The 21,974-nt window shown below is 65.7% G+C and carries 19 protein-coding genes and 1 pseudogene; 5 read left to right on the plus strand and 15 right to left on the minus strand.

The genetic code is table 11. From position 1 onward, the window contains the following. Nucleotides 1-17 precede the first annotated feature (17 nt). Entirely contained in the window at nucleotides 18-1,406 is a 1,389-nt protein-coding gene (locus IVB41_RS04120; RefSeq protein ID WP_247426989.1) for a peptidoglycan-binding protein, read from the minus strand. A 251-nt stretch (nucleotides 1,407-1,657) separates the two neighbouring features. Here IVB41_RS04120 and IVB41_RS04125 point away from each other — a divergent pair, with 251 nt between their 5' ends. Both IVB41_RS04125 and IVB41_RS04130 read left to right on the plus strand, forming a co-directional pair. After that, nucleotides 1,658-2,032, plus strand: a complete 375-nt coding sequence (locus tag IVB41_RS04125; protein ID WP_247426992.1) for a hypothetical protein — start codon at nucleotides 1,658-1,660, stop codon at nucleotides 2,030-2,032. A 165-nt stretch (nucleotides 2,033-2,197) separates the two neighbouring features. Beyond that, a complete protein-coding gene (locus IVB41_RS04130; RefSeq protein ID WP_247426996.1) occupies nucleotides 2,198-2,518 on the plus strand; it encodes a glycine zipper domain-containing protein in 321 nt (106 codons plus the stop codon). Here the strand turns inward: IVB41_RS04130 and radC are convergent. The 3 genes from radC to IVB41_RS04145 form a co-directional block, all read right to left on the minus strand. Continuing rightward, complete coding sequence (gene radC, locus IVB41_RS04135) at nucleotides 2,515-3,228, minus strand: DNA repair protein RadC (protein ID WP_247427001.1); 714 nt, start codon at nucleotides 3,226-3,228, stop codon at nucleotides 2,515-2,517. The two genes, IVB41_RS04130 and radC, sit on opposite strands and share 4 nt — an antisense overlap. 99 nt (nucleotides 3,229-3,327) lie before the next feature. Beyond that, nucleotides 3,328-4,146: a type I methionyl aminopeptidase gene (map, locus tag IVB41_RS04140; protein ID WP_247427005.1), complete on the minus strand. Its 819-nt coding sequence runs from the start codon at nucleotides 4,144-4,146 to the stop codon at nucleotides 3,328-3,330. A gap of 128 nt (nucleotides 4,147-4,274) precedes the next feature. Beyond that, nucleotides 4,275-5,585: a mechanosensitive ion channel family protein gene (locus tag IVB41_RS04145; RefSeq protein ID WP_247427010.1), complete on the minus strand. Its 1,311-nt coding sequence runs from the start codon at nucleotides 5,583-5,585 to the stop codon at nucleotides 4,275-4,277. A 217-nt stretch (nucleotides 5,586-5,802) separates the two neighbouring features. Here IVB41_RS04145 and IVB41_RS04150 point away from each other — a divergent pair, with 217 nt between their 5' ends. Further along, nucleotides 5,803-7,596: a potassium/proton antiporter gene (locus tag IVB41_RS04150; RefSeq protein ID WP_247427013.1), complete on the plus strand. Its 1,794-nt coding sequence runs from the start codon at nucleotides 5,803-5,805 to the stop codon at nucleotides 7,594-7,596. 167 nt (nucleotides 7,597-7,763) lie between these two features. Here the strand turns inward: IVB41_RS04150 and IVB41_RS04155 are convergent, their stop codons facing one another. The 5 genes from IVB41_RS04155 to IVB41_RS04175 are packed head-to-tail and all read right to left on the minus strand — an operon-like array spanning nucleotide 7,764 to nucleotide 12,446. Then, nucleotides 7,764-8,675, minus strand: a complete 912-nt coding sequence (locus IVB41_RS04155; RefSeq protein ID WP_247427016.1) for a polysaccharide deacetylase family protein — start codon at nucleotides 8,673-8,675, stop codon at nucleotides 7,764-7,766. Between the two features lie 3 nt (nucleotides 8,676-8,678). Next, nucleotides 8,679-9,476: an ABC transporter permease gene (locus IVB41_RS04160; RefSeq protein ID WP_027565849.1), complete on the minus strand. Its 798-nt coding sequence runs from the start codon at nucleotides 9,474-9,476 to the stop codon at nucleotides 8,679-8,681. Continuing rightward, entirely contained in the window at nucleotides 9,476-10,339 is an 864-nt protein-coding gene (locus IVB41_RS04165) for an ABC transporter permease (protein WP_247427019.1), read from the minus strand. Before IVB41_RS04165 ends, IVB41_RS04160 begins: the two co-directional genes overlap by 1 nt. Continuing rightward, nucleotides 10,336-11,415, minus strand: a complete 1,080-nt coding sequence (locus IVB41_RS04170; RefSeq protein ID WP_027565847.1) for an ABC transporter ATP-binding protein — start codon at nucleotides 11,413-11,415, stop codon at nucleotides 10,336-10,338. Before IVB41_RS04170 ends, IVB41_RS04165 begins: the two co-directional genes overlap by 4 nt. Continuing rightward, a complete protein-coding gene (locus tag IVB41_RS04175) occupies nucleotides 11,412-12,446 on the minus strand; it encodes an extracellular solute-binding protein (RefSeq protein WP_247357641.1) in 1,035 nt (344 codons plus the stop codon). Before IVB41_RS04175 ends, IVB41_RS04170 begins: the two co-directional genes overlap by 4 nt. A gap of 207 nt (nucleotides 12,447-12,653) precedes the next feature. Here IVB41_RS04175 and IVB41_RS04180 point away from each other — a divergent pair, with 207 nt between their 5' ends. Continuing rightward, complete coding sequence (locus IVB41_RS04180) at nucleotides 12,654-13,421, plus strand: GntR family transcriptional regulator (protein WP_247427022.1); 768 nt, start codon at nucleotides 12,654-12,656, stop codon at nucleotides 13,419-13,421. Nucleotides 13,422-13,601: 180 nt separating this feature from the next. Here IVB41_RS04180 and modC read toward each other — a convergent pair whose 3' ends face one another. From modC to mepA, 4 genes are all read right to left on the minus strand, one after another. Continuing rightward, the gene (modC, locus tag IVB41_RS04185; protein ID WP_027565845.1) at nucleotides 13,602-14,264 is read right to left on the minus strand and encodes a molybdenum ABC transporter ATP-binding protein; all 663 of its coding nucleotides are present in this window, start codon (nucleotides 14,262-14,264) and stop codon (nucleotides 13,602-13,604) included. 2 nt (nucleotides 14,265-14,266) lie between these two features. Then, on the minus strand, nucleotides 14,267-14,962 hold the full coding sequence (gene modB / locus IVB41_RS04190) for a molybdate ABC transporter permease subunit (RefSeq protein ID WP_027565844.1): 696 nt from the start codon (nucleotides 14,960-14,962) through the stop codon (nucleotides 14,267-14,269). Nucleotides 14,963-14,973: 11 nt separating this feature from the next. Continuing rightward, nucleotides 14,974-15,756: a molybdate ABC transporter substrate-binding protein gene (modA, locus tag IVB41_RS04195; protein ID WP_247427025.1), complete on the minus strand. Its 783-nt coding sequence runs from the start codon at nucleotides 15,754-15,756 to the stop codon at nucleotides 14,974-14,976. Nucleotides 15,757-16,012: 256 nt separating this feature from the next. Further along, a complete protein-coding gene (gene mepA, locus IVB41_RS04200; protein ID WP_247427029.1) occupies nucleotides 16,013-16,957 on the minus strand; it encodes a penicillin-insensitive murein endopeptidase in 945 nt (314 codons plus the stop codon). A 469-nt stretch (nucleotides 16,958-17,426) separates the two neighbouring features. On the opposite strand from mepA, the pseudogene IVB41_RS04205 reads away from it, so the two are divergent. Beyond that, nucleotides 17,427-19,588, plus strand: a pseudogene (locus IVB41_RS04205) (EAL domain-containing protein). A gap of 45 nt (nucleotides 19,589-19,633) precedes the next feature. Here IVB41_RS04205 and IVB41_RS04210 read toward each other — a convergent pair. Both IVB41_RS04210 and IVB41_RS04215 read right to left on the minus strand, forming a co-directional pair. Continuing rightward, entirely contained in the window at nucleotides 19,634-20,377 is a 744-nt protein-coding gene (locus tag IVB41_RS04210) for a hypothetical protein (protein WP_247427032.1), read from the minus strand. A 207-nt stretch (nucleotides 20,378-20,584) separates the two neighbouring features. Further along, complete coding sequence (locus IVB41_RS04215; protein ID WP_247427035.1) at nucleotides 20,585-21,739, minus strand: acyl-CoA dehydrogenase family protein; 1,155 nt, start codon at nucleotides 21,737-21,739, stop codon at nucleotides 20,585-20,587. Between the last annotated feature and the right edge of the window lie 235 nt (nucleotides 21,740-21,974).

Here is a 21,974-nt window from a genome sequence, read left to right on the forward strand (position 1 = left end):
GAAGGGACGGCCGCAGGCTACGTCGTCGGCTTGGGCGGCGGCGCGGTGCCCTGGGCCCACTTCTCCATCTTGCCGAGCACGCCCCAGGCCGTGAGCGCCAGGGAGATCGGCATCGCGAATTGGCCGAGGCCCGGCACCGCCGACACCAGCGTCCCGAGCAACCCGGCAAGACCGCCAGCGTTGGGGCTCGCCGTCACCGAAGAGAGCAGCGCTGTGATCAGCGAGCCGCCGATGCCGAGCGCAGTCTTCTTGCCGTCGAGCATCTTGCCGATGGTATCGCCGAGCGCGCCATTGACCTGGCCGAGGACAGGCTTGCCATCCCGGTTGAGCAAGGTGCCGAGCAGGTCGACGACCTGCTTCAACTGATCGACGGGGGCGGGGCTGGTCGGGGTGAGGGGTCCTGGCATGGGGGCCGTCTTGTTGACGAGGGAAAATAGCCGTTCGAACAGGCTGATCGGATCATTGGTGGCGGGCAGCGTGTTGCCCGATGCCGTCGTTGCCGGGATCACGGCGCCGACCGGCGGCCGCAGCAATTGCGCGAGGTCCTCCAGCCGCTTCATGATCCTGGACACATCGCCGCTCGATCCGGTGGGGCCCGACTGCGCCGCGCGGGTGAGGGCGGCGACCGTGGCGCCGTCGAGAAGTCCGGTATCCCTCAAGCCGTTCTGCTGCTGAAACTGCGAGACCGCGGCCCTGGTCTTCGGTCCGCTGACGCCGTCCTCGGCGAGCGGCGGATTGGCGCCGAGCTTGTTGAGCGCCTGCTGCATGAGAACTATCGTCGACGCCGCGTCGTCCTCCGGTTCGGCGCGGCTCGCGAATTGCGGGCTGCCGTCGAGGGTGATCGAGGAATCCAGCGACATCATTGCATGCAGGATCACCGCGGTGCCGAGCTGGGAATCGACGTGACCCGAATCGAACACATGATCGCGGACGAATTTGCCGGCTCTTGCCTCGGGCGGGCCATACAGCGTCGAACCGCCATAGAGATAGGGCGAATTGCAGCCCTTGGCGTGATAGCCGAAGCCGTTGAACCCTTCGAGCCGGAACAGAATCCGCGCGATCGCCCAATCGTGAGCGCCGACGAAATTCTCGATCCTGAAGGCGTCCACGGCGCCGTCCACGAACGTGGCAAACGGACCGCGCCCCTTCGGAACGAGCGTCGTCACGCGATGAAGCGTTTCGCCGTTGCCGAGATAAGTGTCGAAATCGAAATTGGACTCGCGGTAGTGGCAGAGGGCAGCGAAATACCAGGGGACGCCGGTCAACCGCTCGATCTGCTGATAGGTCGCCTTGCCGTTGATGGCCTTGCGTGCGACCGCGTTCGCGTCGGAGAGGCGTGCAGGCCGGATCTCGAGATTGGCCCAATTCTGCTCGTATTCGCTTTTCAAACTCTCGAATGAAATCATTTTCCGCTCCCGCAATGAATGGATTTTGCAACCGCGCGTCAGTCGAAATGAACCAGGTGCCGTGATCAGGCGTGAGACCAGCGTGATCTCCCGCAAGTCTGGCAGGCCGCCGGGGCGCCGCGTGTGAAGTGGGTTACAACCTCGCCGAGAAAATGAGCGGCAGGACCGGGATCAGGGCGGCAGCCCGCGAGGGAACCGAAAGGGCCGCTGCTCGGTTAGCGACGCGAGACAGTCCGGCAACGGAGCCCTGCATGACCACGCGCGTCCTCGCGATCGGCATCGAACCCGGCAACGCGGACTACAGTGCATTCCCGCAGCTCACGCCGGCGCTCGTGCGCGACTATATCGATGCGCAACTGCTGCGCTTGCGCGATCTCGGTTACGAAGTCACGAGCTGCCTGATCGATCTCGATGCCGCGGCGGAAGCCGCCGTCACGGCAGCGCTGCGCGAGGAGAATTTCGACTGCATCGTGATCGGCGCGGGCCTGCGCGAGCCGAAGGAGCGCCTGCTGCTGTTCGAGAAGGTGCTCAACCTCGTCCACCGCCTAGCGCCCGACGCCGCGATCTGCTTCAACACCACGCCGGCCGACACCGCCGAGGCCGTGCAGCGCTGGGTCGATGCTTGAGATGAATGGGGAAAGCCCGCGCTGCACACGGGGCGTGGCCTGAGTCGCCTTCGAGCCGAGCCTCCGACGCCATCGCGAGAAAGTGCCGGGTCCCGGCATGGTGATTTGTCTGGTCCGAATCCGGCTGCGGCGCTATGACTCCTCTGACCACAGGGGAGGGCGAGCATGCTTCGAGGTCTTCGCATTGGAAGTTTCGCTATCGCGGCATGTCTGGCGGTTGTGACGGCGATGCCGGCTCATGAGGCGGCAGCGCAGGACGCCATTGGCGGTGCCATCCTCGGCGGCGTCGGTGGAGCGATCGTGGGGGGCGCTATCGGCGGAGGCCGTGGCGCGGCCATCGGCGCTGTCGTCGGTGCCGGCACGGGCGCTGCGATCGCCTCCGAGGGCGAACGCCGCCGCTCCGGCTATTACGCCTATCAGCGCGGCTGCTACATGCAGCGCCGGGACGGCTCCTACGTCCCGGTCGATCCGCGCTATTGCTACTAGATCAGCCGCATCCCGCGCAAACTCGCATGCCCGCTCTTGCCGACGATGATGTGGTCGTGCACCGCAATCCCGAGCGGCTTCGCGATGTCGATGATCGCCTTGGTCATCTGGATGTCGGCCTGTGAAGGGGCGGGATCGCCTGAGGGGTGGTTGTGCACCAGGATCAGCGCCGTCGCGGACAATTCCAGCGCGCGCTTGATCACCTCGCGCGGATAGACCGGGGTGTGATCGACGGTGCCGGTCTGCTGCACCTCGTCGGCGATGAGTTGGTTGCGCTTGTCGAGGAACAGGAGGCGAAACTGCTCCTTCTCGGCGAACGCCATGCTGGTGCGGCAATAGTCGATCACCTCGTTCCAGGACGACAGCGCGTTGCGGCTGTTGACCCCGCCCTTGGCGACGCGATGCGCCGCCGCCGCGAGCAGCTTGAGCTGATGGATCGCGGATTCGCCGATGCCGTCCACCTCGCGCAGGCGCGCCACCGGCGCATGCACGACCTCGGCAAACGAGCCAAAAATCTTGATCAGCGACTTCGCCAGCGGCTTGGTGTCACGCCGCGGCAGCGCCGGAAACAGCGCCATCTCCAGCAGCTCGTAGTCGCTGAGCGAGTCCGCACCGGCGCTGTAGAAGCGCTCGCGCAGCCGTTCGCGATGACCGAGATAGTGCGGCGCTTCTTCGGGCTTGCTCTTGTCGTGGTCGGGCTTGGCGGGCATCGGCCGCCAGCATTGCCGCGGATAACCGTTTTTGCAACCGTCAATTGCGCCGGCAAATCCGGTTCACGTCAGCCGGCGACCCGAAGGTCGGCCGCGCCCTCACCCAATCTGCTTCTCGCCGTGCCGCTCCGACAGCGTGAAGATCTCGACGCCTGTCGCGGTGACGCCGACGGAGTGCTCGAACTGCGCCGATAGCGAGCGGTCGCGGGTCACGGCGGTCCAGCCGTCGGAGAGGATCTTCACATGCGGCTTTCCGAGATTGATCATCGGCTCGATTGTGAAGAACATGCCGGGCTTGAGCTGCACGCCCTCGCCGGGCCGGCCGATATGGATGATGTTCGGCTCGTCGTGGAACATGCGCCCGAGGCCATGGCCACAGAAATCGCGCACCACGCTCATGGCCTGCGGCTCGACGAAACTCTGGATGGCATGGCCGATGTCGCCGGTGGTGGCGCCGGGCTTCACCGCGGCGATGCCGCGCATCATCGCCTCATAGGTCACCTCGATCAGCCGCTCGGCCTTGCGCGCGATCGGGCCGACTGCATACATCCGGCTGGAATCGCCGTACCAGCCGTCGACGATGAAGGTGACGTCGATGTTGACGATGTCGCCCTCTTTCAGCGGACGGTCGCCGGGCATGCCGTGGCAGACCACGTGGTTGAGCGAGGTGCAGGTCGAATAGCGGTAGCCGCGATACATCAGCGTCGCCGGATAGGCATTGTTGCTGAAGGCGAAGTCGCGGACGAACTGGTCGATGCGGTCGGTCGGAACGCCGGGCCCGATGATGTCGGTGAGCTCGTCCAGGCACTTCGCCACCAGCGCTCCCGCCTTGCGCATGCCGGCAAAGGCGCTTGGTCCATGCAGCTTGATCTGCCCGGTCTTGCGGAGCGAGGTATCGGTAGCTTCGACGTAGCTCATGCGGATGCGGTCTTCTCGGCACGGGGCCGGTATCGAGGTGGGCGCAAGGGTCTGATTTAAGCCCCTAATTTAATGATCGCGAGCCTTCATGCAAGCCAAGCTTGGCGGGCATGCGCCCCAAAACCGGTTCAATTCGGGACTTCTACGGTGGTTTCCACCGGCAGCGCACCGCCGCGGATGCGGATTTCGCGGACGGGGTAGGGAACCCGGATGCCCTCGCGCTTGAAGGCGTCCCACAGCGCCAGCATCACGTCGCTCTTGACGTTGTCCATGCCGTCGGGGTCGGCGATCCAGAAGGTCAGCGAGAACTTCATCCCGGCTTCGGCGAACTCGGTCAGGATGGAATTCGGCGGCTTGCCCTTCTGCGCGCGCGGATGCGCGGCCGCGGTCTCGGCGGCGAGCTTGCAGACCAGCCGCGGGTCCGCGTCGTAATTGGTGCCGAAGGCGATTTTCACCAGCGTGTTCTTGTCGGTGTAGGTCCAGTTGACGACCTTTTGCGTCACCAGATCCTCGTTCGGCACAAGGAATTCGCGGCCATCGCCGGCGGCGACGGAAATATAGCGCGTCTTCATCGCGCTGATCCGCCCGGTGTTGTCGCCGATGGTGACGAGATCGCCCGGCTTCACCGATTTGTCGGCGAGCAGGATGATCCCCGAGATGAAATTGGCGACGATCTTCTGCAGGCCGATACCGATGCCGACACCGACCGCGCCTGAGAACACCGCGAGCGCCGAGAGATCGATGCCGACCGTGCCGAGCGCGATCACGATCGCGACCGCAAGCAGGCCGATGCGGATGATCTTGACCAGCAGCACCTGCACCGACGGCGTCAGATCGGTGGTCGAGTTGATCCGGCTCTCGGCGAAATTGCTGGCGATGTTGGTGAGCCAGAGGGCGATGAGCAGCAGCGCGCCGGCCTTGATCACCAGCAGCGGCGTCAGCCGCAGGCCGCCGAGCACGATGGCGAAGGAGTCGAGCAGGTCGACCGTCGCATCGAGTTGGCCGAGGATCGAGAGCGCCGCGACGAACCAGGCCGTGATCGACACCAGCTTGACGATGAAGGCGTTGCGCAGCACCGAGGTCAAGAGCCGGATCGCGAGCCAGGCCAGGCCCAGCTTGGCGGCGACCATCAGGAGATAGCTGCGGCTCGGCCAGGTCGCGTGGTACATCACCACGCGCGAGACGATCACGAGCAGGGTGAACACGGCCGTCGAGGCGCTGGAGACCATCACCCGGACGAAGTGCCGGAGCGGCAGCGGCCAGCGCATCGCCAGCGAGGTCATGTCGACCCGGCTGCGAACGGCGGCTTCCGCGGCATAGGCGATGCCGGCCGCGGCCAGAATGAGCCCGAATTGCAGGTAGAACCAGGGCGAGGAGATTTCGGCCCCGACGCTGCGCGCGGTGGTCTGCACGAACTCCATGAAGTCTTTGAGGTCCATGTCAATCGGTCTCGTCGGGGAGCAGGCGGGAGGCATTGATTCGAGCGCGCCGGAGAATCCCACAAAGGGCGCGGCCGGACCACCGATACACCGCCAAGTAAAGTGCGTTAAGGCCGCAAAATGCGGGCAGATTGCCGCGAGCGGGAGAAAATGGGTTGGCGTGGGAGTCTGCCGACGATAAGGATGCAATTCCAGCGATTTCGTACCCGGAAGGTGGATGGCTTCCCTCGACAGTGTCAGCCTCGCCATATTGCTCGGCGCCGTCCTGGTGTTGGCCGGGATCCTGTCAAGCCTGCTTGCGCTGCGCTTCGGCGCGCCCCTTCTGCTCGTCTTCCTCGCGATCGGCATGCTCGCGGGCGATTCCGGTCCCGGACAGCTGCAGTTCGACGACGTCCGAACCACCTATCTGGTCGGCTCGGTCGCGCTCGCCCTGATCCTGTTCGACGGCGGCTTGCGGACCCGCTTTGCCAGCATCCGCACCGTGCTCGCGCCTTCCATGGTGCTCGCGACCGTCGGCGTGCTGCTGACCGCGCTGATCACGGCGCCGTTCGCGAAATATGCGCTCGACCTCAACTGGACGGAGTCGCTGCTGGTCGGCGCCGTGGTGGCCTCGACTGACGCGGCCGCAGTGTTCCTGCTGGTGCATACACAGGGCCTGCGCCTGCGCCCGCGCGTCGGCGCGACGCTGGAGGTGGAATCCGGCACCAACGATCCCTTCGCGATCTTCCTGACCCTGATGCTGGTCGAGTACATCTCGCTGGGAACAGGCACGGCCGCGCATGTGCTGATGGAGTTCGCCCAGGAGGCCGTGCTGGGCGCCGTCGTGGGGGTGATCGGCGGGCGTCTGGTCGTCATCGCGCTCAACAAGGTCGCGCTGCCGCAGGGCCTCCACGCGCCGTTTGTCACCACCGCCGCGCTCGTCATCTTCGGCGGCTCGCAGATCATGCACGCCTCAGGCTTCCTCGCGGTCTATCTCGCCGGCATCATCATCGGCAACCGCCCGACGCGCGCGCATAATTCGGTGGTGGCCTTCCTGGACGCCGCGACCTGGCTGGCCCAGATCGTGATGTTCGTGCTGCTCGGCCTGCTGGTCTCGCCGAGCCGGCTTGGCGGCAGCGTGCTGCCGGCGGTGGGGGTCGCATTCGTCCTGATGCTGGTGGCGCGGCCGATCGCGGTGTTCGTGTGCCTGGCGCCGTTCCGCTTCAACTGGCGCGAAAAGATCTTTATCGCCTGGACCGGCCTACGCGGCGCGGTCGCGATCTTCCTGGCCTCGATCCCGATGCTGGTCGGGCTGTCGAAGGCCTATCTCTATTTCGACGTCGCCTTCGTCGTCGTCATCATCTCGCTCCTGCTGCAGGGCTGGACCCTGGGGCCGGCCGCGCGCAAGCTCCATGTTGCGCTCCCGCGCGCCGAACGCGGCCCGCGCCGTGTCGAACTGGATCTGCCTGGGCAGCTCGAGCAGCAGCTCGTCGGCTATCCGGTGCGGTCCAAGAGCCTGTATTTCCGCCGCGGCCTGATCCCGTCCTGGTCGAAGCCGACGCTCGTGATCCGCAAGGAGAACATTTTGACGCCGGCGGAAGCCGAGCCGATCGCGCCCGGCGATTACATCTATCTGCTGGCGCCGCCGGAAAAGGCCGAATCGCTCGACCGCTTCTTCGTCGACATGCAGCCGAGCTCGGCGCCGGACCCGCATCTGCTGGGCGACTTCATGGTCTCCGGCGAGCACACGCTCGCCGAGCTCGCGGAGATCTACGGCGTGGAGGCCGGCGAAGACGAGAGCAAGCTGACTTTGGCCGATTATTTCGACGTCCATCTCGACCGCGCACCGAAAGAGGGCGCCGAGCTTGTGTTGGATCCGATCGTGCTCGTGGCGCGCTCGATCTCCGGTGGGCGCGTCAACGTCGTCGGCCTGCGCCTGCCGGAAGACGAGGAAACGCCCGCGCCGTTGACCCGCAGGCAGGCCCTGCGGCGCAAGCTGGCGGAGCTGTGGACGTCGGTGGCGGGGGTTTAGGGCCCGCGAGAGTGAGAGCTGCCACCATACCCTCACTGTCATCGCCCGCGAAGGCGGGCGATCCAGTATTCCAGAGACAGTCGTGATAGAGCCGAGACGCCGCGGCGTACTGGACGCCCCGCCTGCGCGGGGCATGACACCTTCCGTGTGGCGAAGGCCGCCGCAGATCACACCCCCGCCGGCACCACCTGCATCCAATGCCGCGCGATCGCCGCGCGCGGCGCGATCCACGCGGCGCCGCTTCCGGTGATGTGTGCGAGGATCCGCTCCAGCGCACCGATGCGGCCGGGGCGGCCGATCATGCGCAAATGCAATCCGACTGACATCATCTTCGGCGCTGCCTCGCCCTCGCGCCTGAGCCATTCGAAGGCGTCAATGACATAGTCGGCGAAGTCGTCTCCGCTGAAACGCGCGGCGTTGTAATACTGCATGTCGTTGGTGTCGAAAGCGTAGGGCAGCACCAGATGCTGTTGGCCTGCAACCTCCCTGTAATAGGGCAGGTCGTCATTATAGGCGTCGCTGTCGTAGAGGAACCCGCCGTCCTCGACCAGCAGGCGCCGCGTGTTCGGTGAGGTCGCCGAGCGTGTGTGCCATCCGACCGGGCGCTGCCCGGTGGCGCGTTCGATCGTCGCCACCGTCTTCGCGATGACCTCGCGTTCGCTCGCTTCGTCCATGTCGGCGTGGCTCTGCCAGCGCCAGCCATGGGCCGAGACCTCGTGGCCGCGGGCAATGGCATCGCGCGCCAGCTCCGGCGAGCGTTCGACCGCGCGGCCACAGGAGCTTACCGTCGCCTTGACGCCGTAGGCGTCGAACAGGTCCATGATGCGCCACCATGCGGCGCGCGTGCCGTATTCGAAATGACTGTCGATGCAGGAATCCGGGCCGTCGAGCTTGTGGACCACTTCGTAGATCGCCTCGTTGTCCGCATCGCCATCCTTGACGGAAAACTCCGAACCCTCCTCGAAATTCACCACCAGCGACACCGCGACGCGCGCGCCGTTCGGCCAATGCGGATTGGGCGGCTTGCCGCGATAGCCGACGAAGTCGCGTTGTGAGACGGGTTGATTTATTTCGCTCATGGATCAGTCCGAGGTTCCGGCCATGCGATGCAGGCCGACGACGCGGTCGCTGACGAACAGCAGGATCACCGTGCCTAGGAGGATGAGGGTGGAGAGCGCAGCTAACGTCGGATCGGGCGCTTCCTCGATATATTGCAGCATGCGGATCGGCAGCGTCTTGGTGCGGACGTCGGCGAGGAAGATCGACACCGGATAATTGTCGAACGAGGCCAGGAACGAGAAGATCCCGGCGATCAGGAATGAGGGCGCCAAGGCCGGCACCATCACCCGCAGCACGCTGCCGGGATAGGTGCAGCCGAGCGTGCGCGCCGCCTCGATCAGCGTGAAGTCGAATCGCGAAAGACCCGCGATCATCGTGCGCGCGACGTAGGGCAGCGTGATGACGAGATGCGCGACCAGCAGGGTCGCCCAGGGCGCGGTGAACCCGACTGCGCGAAAGCCCTGCAGCAGCGCGATGCCGAGCACGAGGCCCGGCATCATCAGCGGCGACACCAGCGCGGTGGCGAAGATGTTTGCGCCCGGCAGCTTTCCGCGCGCGATCGCGATCGCGGCGAACGTGCCTGAGATCAGCGAGATTACGGTCGACAGCAGCGCGATCTGAAGCGACAGCAGCAGCGACGGCCAGAAGCCGTCGAGCCGGCCGATCTTGCCGTACCAGCGCGTCGATGCACCCGTGAGCGGCAGGTCGAACACCGGCGTCGGCGAGAAGCTTGCCGCCGCGATCACCAGCAGCGGCGCGATCAGGAACAAGGCCAGCGCGACGGCCATCATCCAGCAGACGGCGATTGCGGCGCGCGCCATCACTTCGGCTCCCGCGATAGTCGCGCGCTCAGCGTCACGACGGCAATCGCAATCGCCAGCAGCACGACGCCGGCGGCGGCGCCGAAGCCGGGCTCGCGCGCCAGCAGATAGGCTTTTGCAATGGCGGTCGCGAGCGTCGGATATTTCTCGCCGATCAGCAGCGTCGGCACCACATAGGCGGAAACCGAGAGCGAGAACACCAGCGCCACGCCGGCGATGATGCCGGGCAAGGTCAGCGGCAGGATGACGCGGACAAACGTCACGACCGGCGAGGCGCCGAGCGTGGCGGCGGCTTCGGCGTAGCGGGAATCGAGCTGGGCTACGATCGCGTAGATCGGCAGGATCATGAAGGGCAGGAAGATGTTGACGGCGCCGACGATCAGCGCGGTCTCGGTGAAAATCATGCGGATCGGATCTTCGATGATGCCGAGTGCCATCAGCGTCTCGTTGACGATGCCGTCGCTGCGCAACAGGATGGTCCAGGCGAACGCCTTGACGATGACACTGGCCGCCAGCGGCAGGAACAGCGTCGCCAGCAGCACGGAGCGCAAGGCGCCGCGGGCGCGCGCCAGCGCGAAGGCGGCGGGATAGCTGATCAGGAAGGCGATCAGCGTCGTCAGCAGCCCGAGCCGCAAGGAATTCCAGACCACGCCGAGATAATAGGGAGTGCCGAGCAGGCGCTTATAGTTCGCGAAGGTCAGTCCGTTGGCATCGACGATGCTGACGCCCAGCAGCAGCACCAGCGGCAGCGCGAACACCCCGGCGATGATGACGAAGGACGGCAGCACGAATCCGATCGCGGCGAGCCGCTCGCGATCGACCGAAGGCGCGGCCACTGGCGCCGGAAGGGCCGCCTCGGTCATGCCTGCGCCTCCATCGGAAATGCAAAGGTCTCGGTCACCGGCCAGCTCAGGCGGATCTCGTCATGCACGACAGGGATCGCGCCGTCGCGCCCGGAGAGCTCGGCGAGCAGGCTTTCACCGGCCCCGGCATCGACGTCGACCAGTGTGCGTGAGCCCTGGAACACCACGGAGCGGACCCGGCCGGCGGCCGTATTCGCTTCGCTTTGCTCGCCGATCCGCAACTGCTCGGGGCGTGCTGCGACGATGACAGGCGAACCCGCCTGGAAATTGCCGAGCGCCGACAAGCGGCCGACCCTGGTCTCGACCTCGACCTTGCCGTTGCCGGCCGCCAGCACCGTGCCGGCAATCCGCGTCGAGAGCCCAACAAAGTTGAGTGCGAACAGGCTTGCGGGCCGCAGATACAGCTCGCGCGGCTCGGCGAGCTGCTCGATGCGTCCCTTGTTCATGACCGCGACGCGGTCGGACATGGTCAGCGCCTCGTCCTGGTCGTGCGTCACGAAGATCGCGGTTGCCTTCACGTCCTGGAGCAGGCGGCGCAGCTCGACCTGCATCTCCTCGCGCAATTTCCGATCGAGCGCGGACAGCGCCTCGTCGAACAGCAGCACGTCAGGCTCGACCGCGATGGCGCGTGCCAGGGCCACGCGCTGCTGCTGGCCGCCGGACAGCGCCGAGATGCGCCGGCCGGCGAGGTGGCCGAGCTTGACCAGCGACAGCGCGCGCTCCACCGCGGCGTCGATCTCGCGCCTGGCCGCGCCGCGCACCTTGAGCCCGAATGCGATATTGCCGGCGACGGTGAGATGCGGAAACAGCGCATAGCTCTGGAACACCACGCCGACATTGCGCTTGTGCGGCGGCACGTGGGTAACGTCGCGCCCGGCGAGTTCGACCTTGCCGGTGTCGGGTTGCGCCAGGCCGGCAATGGCACGGAGCAGCGTGGTCTTGCCGCAGCCGGACGGGCCGAGCAGCGTCACCAGCTCGCCGCGGCGGATGGTCAGGTCGATGTGGTCGAGGACCGTCGTGGGTCCGTATGTCTTGGAGACGCCGCGAACGACGAGATGCGGGGCGGCTTCGCTCATGTCATCTCCTTGCTCCAGCGGTCGACCCAGGAGGCGCGGTTCTTGGCGACGAACGCCCAGTCCGGCGCGAACAGCGAGGCTGGGTCCGGGAAGCCCGCCGGCGTGGGCGTGCCCTTGTTGGTCGGGGCGACGAAGGCCTTGTCGGCGAGGATGATCTGCGCTTCCGGGCTGAGGAAGAAGTCGATCACGGCATCGGCGAGATCGCCGGCCGGTGCGCCGTTCACCTTCGCTATTCCCGACGGCATCGCAAAGCCGCCGTCCTGCGGCACGGCGAGATCGACCGGCGACCCTTCCGCCTTGCGGATCAGCGTGTAGGCCGAGAACTGGCCGCCGATCATCCACGCCTCGCCCTGCTCCATCAGATTGATGGCCTGCGGCGCGTTGGTGTAGACGTTCAAGAGGTTCGCCTTCAGCTCCTTCGCCTTCTTGAAGGCGGCGTCGATCTCGTACTGCGCCTCCTTGTAGGGCTTGCCGGTCTCGAGATGGGCGGCGGCGAGCAGCGTCCAGAAACCTTCGGTGTTCGACAGCGACGGCACGATCACCCTGGAGGCATATTTCGTATCCCAGAGGTCGGACCAATTGCCAGGCGCCGTCTTCATGCGTTTGGTCGAATAGGCGATGCCGGCCCAGGGCCGCTGATAGTTCGCCCATAGTCCGTCCTGATGCACCGCGCCGTCGACCAGCTTGCCGAGGTTGGCGATGGACGATGCCGACATTTTGGTGATCAGGCCGTCGCTGGCTGCCGGCAGCATCACCGGATCGTCCATGATGACGACGGAGATCTTCGGCGCGGCCTTGTCGGCCTGCATCTTCTGGAGATTGGTCAGCGAGTTTGTGCCCTCGTAGAGCACCTTGCAGTCGAGCTTCTTCTCCAGCACGGGAAACAAATCGGCATTGAAATATTTCGCGGCGCCCGCGGGGCCGCCGATGACGATCTCCCTGGGCGCGGCGCGCAGCCGCGCCGGAGCGGCGATGATCGCGGCCAAGGCCGCGCCGGAGGTCAAAACGCTGCGTCGGGAGGGGGTGTGCATGGGCATGTCCCGTTTGTTGTGCGTAAAGCTTGCAGCGGAGACGCAGCAAGCGCCATGCCAAATGTGCACATTTTCATAATTGCGATTTGTATCAGTCAGTTAGCTGGATGATGGTTTTGGCGCCTGCGCGGCGCCTGCATGCCGGCGCAGCAAATGTGCACATTTTTTGGAGGTGACGCTGCGCATCCTTTGGGCCTAGCTACCGCCATGACGACGCAGCGCGGGCGAGACGGCAAAGAAAGCGGCAAGAGAAGCGGCAAAGGGCTCGGCAAGGCCAATCCGGCGGAGGACGAGGCGGTCTATCAGGCCATCCTGCACGCGCTGCTGGAGGGCAAGCTGAAGGCCGGGGCGAAGCTGGCCGAGCCGCCGCTCGCCGAGATATTTGGCGTCTCGCGCGAGCGCATCCGCAAGGTGCTGCATCGGCTCGGCGCCGAGCGGCGGCTGGAGATGATCCCCAACCGCGGCGCTCGCGTGCCGCGCCCGACGCTCGACGACGTCCGCAGCGTCTACGAGGCGCATCGCGTGCTCGAGGCCGGCGTGCTGACGCAGCTCGTGCGTCATGTCGACGACGCCCTGATCGAGCGGCTGACGGCGCATCTCGCCGAGGAGCGCGCCGCGGCAACGCGCGGTGACCGCGCCGCGTCGGTGCGGCTGTCGGGCGCGTTCCACGTTCATCTGGTGGAGGCGCTCGGCAATGCAGAGCTCTCGCGCTTCCTCGCCGATCTGCTCAGCCGCTCCTCGGTGATGGTCTCGGTCTACGAACCCGCCACCGATTCGATCTGTGCGGTGGACGAGCACGGTGCCATCGTCGAAGCGCTGCGTGCCCGCGACGTCGCGCGTGCGATTGCGGTGTCGCGCGAGCATTTCCTGCATGTCGAGAGCCGCCTGCATCTGGATGACGATGCGGCGCCGGTGAGTGAGGATTTGAAGAGCGTGTTTGGCGCGGTGAAGCCGAAGCGGCGGAAGGCGCGTTAGCCCCACTGTCTCCCCAACGTCGTCCCGGCGAAGGCCGGGACCCATAACCACAGGAAGTTATTTGGCGAAGACCGCCTGCTATTCTTCGCCGGTACTCCCACTGCCGCCTACCGATAAAGCACGCGGTATGGGTCCCGGCCTTCGCCGGGACGACGGCGGTGGGTGCGACGGCCAGTATGGCTACGTCAGCACCTTCACCCCGCCGAACGACGTCACCCGGCCCTGCTTCAGCATCACGATCTGCGTCGCGAGCTGGCGCAACTCGGCGACGTCGTGGCTGACATAGACCATGGGGACATTAGCCTCGTCGCGCAGCCGCACCAGATAGGGCAGGATCTCCAGCTTGCGGCCCTCGTCGAGCGCGCCGAGGGGCTCGTCGAGCAGCAGCAGGCGCGGCCTTGACAGCAGCGCGCGGCCGAGCGCGACGCGCTGGCGCTCGCCGCCAGAAAGTTTTCCGGGGCGGCGGCCCTGCAGCGCGCCGATGTCGAGCAGCTCGATGACGCGCTTGTGCTGCGCCGGATCGGGCGCGAGGCCGTTCATCCGCCTGCCATAGTCGAGATTTTGAGCGACGTTGAGATGCGGAAACAGCCGCGCATCCTGGAACACATAGCCGATGCGGCGGCGCCAGGTCGGCACATGAATGCCGGCCGCGCTGTCGTCGACCGTCTCGCCGTCGATCACGATGGTGCCGCGGTCGGGCCGCAGCAGCCCCGCGATCATGTTGACCAGCGAGGTCTTGCCGGCTCCCGACGCTCCGAACAGGCCGATGACGCGGCCTTCGCTTTCGAAGGATGCGGACAGCGAGAATTCGCCGAGCTGCTTTTCGATGTCGACGCGCAGCATGGTCAATTCCCGTGCAAGCGCGCGGTGGCGCGGCGGGCGAACCATTCGGCCGCGATCAGCGCGCCGAGCGCCAGCACGATCGAGACGATCACGAGCCGTCCCGCGGCGGCGTCACCGTCCGGGGTCTGGATCAGCGAATAGATCGCGGACGAAATCGTCTGGGTCTCTCCGGGAATGTTGGAGACGAAGGTGATGGTGGCGCCGAATTCGCCGATCGCTTTCGCAAAGCCGAGCACCATGCCGGCGAGCACGCCGGGCAGCGCCAAGGGCAGCGTCACCGTGAAGAACACTTTGAAAGGAGTGGCGCCGAGCGTCTCGGCGGCCTGCTCGAGCCGGCGGTCGATCGCCTCGATCGACAACCGCATCGGGCGCACCAGCAGCGGAAACGCCATCAGGCCGCAGGCAAGCGCAGCACCGGTCCAGCGGAAGGCGAAGACGATGCCGAGAGTATCGGCCAGAAAACCGCCGACGAGGCCGCGGCGGCCGAAGGTCAGCAGCAGCAGATAACCGGTGACGACAGGCGGCAGCACCAGCGGCAGATGCACCAGCGCATCGAGCACCGACTTGCCCCAGAAATCACGCCGCGCGAGCAGCCACGCCAGCGCAATGCCGAACGGCGTTGCCACCAGGGTCGCGATGACGGCGACCCTGAGCGAGAGCAGGATCGCCGTCCATTCGGCGGGAGAGATGTCGAGCATCAAATCGCAAATCAAGTGGAGGGGCTGATCAGGAACTTGAAACCGTATTTTTCCAGAATGGTCTTGGCGGCGGTCGAGCGCAGGAAGGTGAGATAGTCGCTGGTCTCGCCCTTTGCTGTCGTGGTCGCCGCGACGGGATAGATGATCGCGGGATGCGAATCCGCCGGGAAGGTGCCGACGATCTTCACGCCGGGCTCGACCTTGGCATCGGTGGAATAGACGATGCCGAGATTGGCCTCGCCACGCGCGACCAGCGTCAGCGCGGCCCGCACGCTCTCGGCCATGGCGAATTTCGGCTCCGCAGCCTGCCAGGCTCCGAGGCTCGTCAGCGCCGCCTTGGCATACTTCCCAACCGGCACGGATTTGACGTCGCCGGTCGCGATCCTGCCGTCGCCGGCGAGCTTTGCGAGGTCAAAACCCTGCGCGATGGGCACGTTGTCGAGCCTGGAATCCTTCGGCGCGATCAGCACGATGCTGTTGCCGAGCAGATTGACCCGGGTCGGCTCGTTGATGGTCTTCTTGGAGATCGCATAGTCCATCCAGTCGGTGTCGGCGGAGACGAACACATCGGCCGGCGCGCCCTGCTCGATCTGCCTGGCGAGCACCGAGCTTGCGGCATAGCTGACGCTGAACTTGACGCCGGTCCTGGCGGTGTAGGCGGCGTCGACCTCGTCGAGCGCGTTCTTCATCGAGGCTGCCGCGAACACGGTGATGGTCTTGTCTTCGGCTCCAGCAGGCGAAAGGCTCGCGGCCAGAAGGAACATAGCCGAAAGCAGCACGGAAAGGCGGGACATCGGAAGCGCTCCATGCGCGCGTTCAGGGCACGCAAGGCGGCGCGCGCAAGACGGCGTTGGTTGAATTAGGCTTGCGACCGGCGGAAGCGCTGTTCCGGCAAGCCCGACGGACTTACGGTCCGGCAAGCGATCGCTGGGTCATCATAACAGGGTGGCCGAACAGGTCAAAGGCGACGGTTCGCATGGCGCCAACCAGGAATTCGTCATCCCGGCCTAGTGCGCAATTGCGCACTAGGCCGGGATGACCGCGGAGGCTTTACCGTTTCGCGTCGCCCGCGTGCAGCACGGCCTTGCACGCCGCCGGCATCTGCGCCAGCGTCATCGGCGGCTTCGGCTTCGGGGGCTCCGGTGGGGGTTTGGGGTGCAGCACGCCGTCGCTGAACCAATAGGCGAGATCGGAGGGCTTGCAGCCTTCGTCCTCGGATTGCGACGGCTGGCCCTCGCAGTCGCTCGCGCCTGCCGGACAGTGCATGCGGATGTGGAAGTGATAGTCGTGGCCCCACCACGGCCGGATCTTCGACAGCCAGGAACGGTCACCCTTGGCCTCGCGGCACAGCGCCTTCTTGATCGCGGCATTGACGAAGATGCGCTGCACCGCCGGCTCCTGCGCCGCGTCGCGCAGCACCAGCACATGGCCCGGCGTGAACACCTTCGGATCGATGTCGAGCCGGTCCGGGCGGACCATCATCACCGCCGACATGTCCTCGCGCTCCTCGCGCGAGAGCCGATGGTCAGGCATCGGCGTCAGCCAGATGTCGGCATCGAGGCCGATCTGGTGGCTGGCATGGCCGGACAGCGCCGGCCCGCCGCGCGGCTGGGCGATGTCGCCGACCAGGATGCCCGGCCATCCCGCGTCCTTGTGCGCCCTGGCGGCAAGCCGCTTGATCAGCGCGATCATCGCGGGGTGACCATAGCTGCGGTTGCGCGACAACCGCATCACCTGCCAATTGTCGCCGTTGAGCGGCATCTGCTCGGCGCCGCCGATGCAGCCCTTCACATAGGAGCCGATGACGTGCGCCGGTCCCTTCGACGGCAGCAGCTTGCGCGCGAACAGTTCCTTGGCGCCAATACTGGGATCGTTCGGATTGGCGAGCGGCGGCAGCGGCTTTGGGTTGACGCTGCCCTTGTCCTGGGCCAGCGCGTCGCTGGCGGCCAGGAGCGTCATGACGAGCAGGAGAGGGGCGAAGCGGCGGGGACTCATGTTGACATTCTTATAGCCCAACACCGCGTCAGGGTTAAGAAACAGTCCCTCGGCTGAAATATCGTCTCGAAGTCGTAGTTCCCGGTGCGTCGGCCGGCCGATTTTTAACAATGCGATAACCCTCTCATGCATTGACCAAAATTCGTGCGCAGGACGCGTACTCACCCCCTTCTGCATGCAAGCGCGCGCGATCCCGGAAATGATTCAAGGCAGCGCGCAATTTTGCGCCATCTCGTTCTCCGATGACGACAATGCGATGCGCCTGGAGCGCCCATCGGCACTGCCGCGCCTTGCAAACGGGCAATGGGGGCTGTTTTTTCGAGACTGCCAGACCGTGCGTCCCCTCGCCATGCCACCCAAGATTACCTTTCTTTCAGACACTTGCCCCAAGAGTTGCGGTCGCTGGGCGCGACTGGGACGAGTGAAGTTGAGTTTGGGGTTTCGAAAGCCAAAAAAGCGAAAGGGAAGCGTGCTTGGCAGGTCCGGCCTGCACCCGCGCAAGCCGCGCTTTGCGCGCGCCCCTCATCCTCCGTCCGAACGCGACGAAGGTCTGCGCGGCCGCGCCGAGGCCGCGATCGCGGAAGCGCGCAAATCCCATGAGCGCCTGCGCCAGGCCATCGAGATCCTGCCGCAAGGCATCGTGTTTCTCGATGCCGAGGGCCGCTATGTCCTCTGGAACAAGCAATACGCGGAAATCTACAGCAAGACCGCCGATCTGTTCGAGGAAGGCGCGCGCCTCGAGGATACGCTGCGCATCGGTGTCGCCCGCGGCGACTATCCAGAGGCTGCCGGCCACGAGGAAGAATGGATCGCCGAGCGGCTGCAAAGCTCTATCAGCCCGGCGCGCGCCACGAGCAGAAGCTGGCGGACGGCCGCGTCATCCTGATCGACGAGCGGCTGACCGACGACGGCGGCGTCGTCGGCCTGCGCGTCGACATCACCGAGTTGAAGCAGCGCGAGGCCTCGTTCCGCCTGCTGTTCGACGGCAATCCCGTCCCCATGATCGTTTGCGCACTCGACGACGAGCGCATCCTCGGCGTCAACGATGCCGCTGTCGCCCATTACGGCTACAGCCGCGCCGAGTTCGAGCTGCTGACGATCCGTTCCCTTCAGGCTTTCGACAGCGAGCCGCCCTGGACCCCCGATTCGGCCGGCGAGGAGCAGGCCGGACGCACCTGGAAGCACGTCAAGGCCGACGGCGCCCTGATCGACCTAGCGATCTATTCGCGCGAACTGACTTATGCCGAGCGGCCCGCGGTACTGCTCGCGTTGATGGACATCACCGAGCGCAAGCGCGCCGAGGCGAGGCTCGCCTTCATGGCCCAGCATGACGGGCTGACCGGTCTGCCAAACCGCAATCTGCTGCGCCAGCAGATCGACGAGATGCTGCTGCATACGAGGCGCAGCACCGACAAGGTCGCGCTGCTGATGCTGGGGCTCGACAATTTCAAGGCGGTCAACGACACGCTGGGACACGCGATCGGGGACAAGCTGCTGCGCGGTGTCGGCAAGCGGTTGCGTTCGACCTTGCGCGAGGAGGACGCGTTGGCGCGGCTGAACTCGGACGAGTTCGCAATCGTGCAGAGCGGCCTGACGCGTCCCGAGGATGCGGTGCTGCTGGCCAAGCGCCTGCTGGAAGCCATCGCCGATCCCTATCTGCTCGACGGCCATTCCGTGGTGATCGGCGCCTCCATCGGCATCGCGATGGCGCCGGGCGACGGCGACGATTCCGAAAAGCTGCTCAAGAGCGCCGACATGGCGCTGTCGCGCGCCAAGCTGGATGCGCGCGGCTCGTTCGCGTTCTTCGAGGCGGCGCTCGATGCGAAAGCGCAGACCCGCCGCAAGATCGAGGTCGAGCTGCGCGATGCCATCCAGAACGACGTGCTGCGGCCGTACTACCAGCCGCTGATCGACCTCCAGAGCGGCCGCATCACCGGCTTCGAGGCGCTGGTGCGCTGGCCGCATGCCGAGCGCGGCATGGTCTCGCCGGCCGAGTTCATTCCGGTCGCGGAAGAAACCGGGCTGATCAATCCGCTCGGCGGCCTGATGCTGCGCCGGGCCTGTCACGATGCCGCGACCTGGCCGGACGACGTCCGCGTCGCCGTCAACCTGTCGCCGCTCCAGTTCCGCAGCGGCAATCTGCTTTCGGTGGTGACGGATGCGCTGAAGCATTCCGGCCTGCCGCCGCGGCGGCTCGAGCTCGAGATCACGGAGACGCTGCTGCTGGAGAAAAGCGCCCAGGTGCTGGCGACGTTGCACGCGTTGCGCGCGCTCGGCGTGCGCATCTCGATGGACGATTTCGGCACCGGCTACTCCAGCCTGAGCTATCTGCGCAGCTTCCCGTTCGACAAGATCAAGATCGACCAGTCCTTCGTGCGCGATCTCGGCGCCAATCGCGAGGCCCAGGCGATCATTCGCTCCATCGTCAGCCTCGGCAAAGGCCTCGGCGTCACCATCACCGCCGAGGGCGTCGAGACCGAAGCCGAGCTGAGCTGTCTGCGCACTGAGGGCTGCGACGAAGGCCAGGGTTTTCTGTTCAGCAAGGCCCGGCCGAATATCGAGATTATCAGTCTGCTCGCCGCGCAACGGGGCATCGATGGTGCCGAGGAGGACGCCGCAATGGTGGCCTAGGCCGGGGGATGCCAGCTTGCATCTTGAGTTGGGCGCAGTTGAAATTCAGTGGCCGACAAGTGTTACGGCCTCGGCCGGAGCGGTTTCATGGGACCGCACGAATACGAAGCGGGATGCCGCGGGGATCTGAGCATCGGCGCTGCCATCCTGGCCGATGAGAATGAGTCCCGCTCCGCCATTGGCTACATTCAAGATAATGGGGGCGCCCTGCCAGGTCCTGATTGGCTCCATTCCGATGATAAGAAATTCGCCGATCGGCTGGTCGAAATATTGAAGCCTCAGTTGTGGTCCGACTTCTGCAGCCGCGAGGCCGAAACCCAAGCGTTTGGCGCGCGCATAGATGTCCGCCAGCAACGCAGTGTCGGTCCGAAAGCCCAGTTCGGCCGCCGACACCGCAAAAAGCTCCACGCTTGTTGTCGTGGCGCTGACGGTAAACGTCGGTCGCGCGAGAATTTCGCCGGCCGAGTTTCCGATGCCGCAGCCTGCCGCATCCAACGCGTTACTGAGGGCGAAGAAGTTTGCAAACGTCCCGATCCTGATCGTCTTCCACGCCGGGACATCGACGGCGGATCTGATTGGGATTTGCGGCCCGTCAGAGCGCGCTTGCTTGAGCTTCAGGTGGTTCCGCAGGACGTCTCGCGCCGAGCATTGAGCCACGGCCTCGCTCGCGAACAGGACAGTGCATGCGATGCAGAGGATGGCAACAATGAAAATGCTACGTTGGTGCCATCCCGGCGAATGATGCCGTATGGAATGGCAACTGACTTTCTTGCCAGCTGTTCGGCCCATAATGGACCTCTCTTGCGCAAAGGCAGCGCGCTAGAAACAATTCAGAATTATCACTTCCAAATGGTCGGCGCGGTCACAGCGGAAAAGCTGTTGTTTTTGTAGCTATAGAAATTGGTCCGGCAAGATCTGCAAAGGTTCAGCGGCGAAGACGCCGGATGGCGAACTTAATATGGGGCAGCGTGGGTGCACTGTCGCAACGGGTCCACGTCAGCGGTCTCCGGAAAGGATCATCTTACCGACGTCTTCGTAATGCGTATCGCGCGCCTGGATCTGCTGGGCGATGGCGTGCGTGTCGCGGAATCGGCGTTCGAACGGATTGCTGCGGAATACGGCCGTGGCGCCGGCCATGTGATAGGCGCTGTCGACCACCCTGGCCGACTGGTGAATGGTCCAGGTCGCGGCGAGGCGAACCGAGCTCCGATGCGCCGCGCTGAATTCGCCGGTCGCGCAGAGATCGCGCCACATCGCGCTTGCCGTCGCATAGAGATAGGCGCGTGCGGCCCGCAGGTCGCCCTCGGTGCGGCCGATCAGGCCCTGGACCGCCCCGTTGTCGCGCATGGCACTGGCCGCCAGCGACTGATGCTTGCCGCGCGCCAGCGCGATCGCGGCATCGAGCGTGGCGCGCGCCACGCCGAGCGACACCGCGGCAAAGCCGAGGCTGAAGGTCGAGCCGGTGCCGATCCTGTAGAGCGGCCCCTTCTCGCGTCGCGCGGACGGGACGTCACGAAACGCGGTGAAGCGCTCGGGGATGAAGAGGTCGGCGACTTCGTAGGAATCGGTGCCGGTGCCGGCGAGCCCGATCGCCTGCCAGACGTCGTGCAGCACGGCGCTCGCGACCGGAAACAGGATGGTGCGCACCTCCGCCGAGCCGTCGGCATTCTTGCGCGGCGTGCCGTCGGCGCCGACGATGCGGACATGTGCCCCGAGCCAGCTCGCCTGCCGCGAGCCCGAGGCAAAATCCCAGCGCGCCGTGACGCGATAACCGCCCTCGACGATGCGCGCCTCGTGCGCGATCGCGCCCCAGGCGAGGATGCCCGGCGCCGTGTTGAAGATCTCCTGCGCGGTGTCGTGGTCGAGCGAGGCCGCGATCATCGCGCAGACGCTGCATTGGCCGAGGCACCACGCGGTCGAGGCATCCGCCTTCGCGATCTCCTCCAGCATCTGCATGAAGGCTTCCGGCGGCGCTTCGCCGCCGCCAAGACTTTGCGGCAGCAGCGCGTGATAGAGCCCGTTCTCGATCAGCGCGCCGACGACGGCCGGTGTCAGCCGCCGCGTCCGCTCGATCTCGTCGGCTTCGCGCGCGATCAGCGGGGCGATGGCGCGGGCGCGTTCGCCCAGATCGACGCCGGAGGGAGCGTTCATTCGCGTTTCCTCGCCCATTCTGCCGTGAGCGGTCAATCGCGCGATGGTGATCTATTTGGCGAGGAGGATCAAGTGGTGCGGCCCGTCATTCCGGGAATCGCCAGGCGTGGAATGCGGAATCCAGAGCGAATGGTGCAAGATCGAAAGCTTACGCCGGCCACCGAGAAACCAGTGGCGCTTCTCGGACATTATCGTCTTCCAGAAGACCATGGTATGCTTCCAAAGCAGGCAGCGA

The sequence above is a fragment of the Bradyrhizobium sp. 44 genome (assembly GCF_023073095.1).
GTDB lineage: Bacteria > Pseudomonadota > Alphaproteobacteria > Rhizobiales > Xanthobacteraceae > Bradyrhizobium.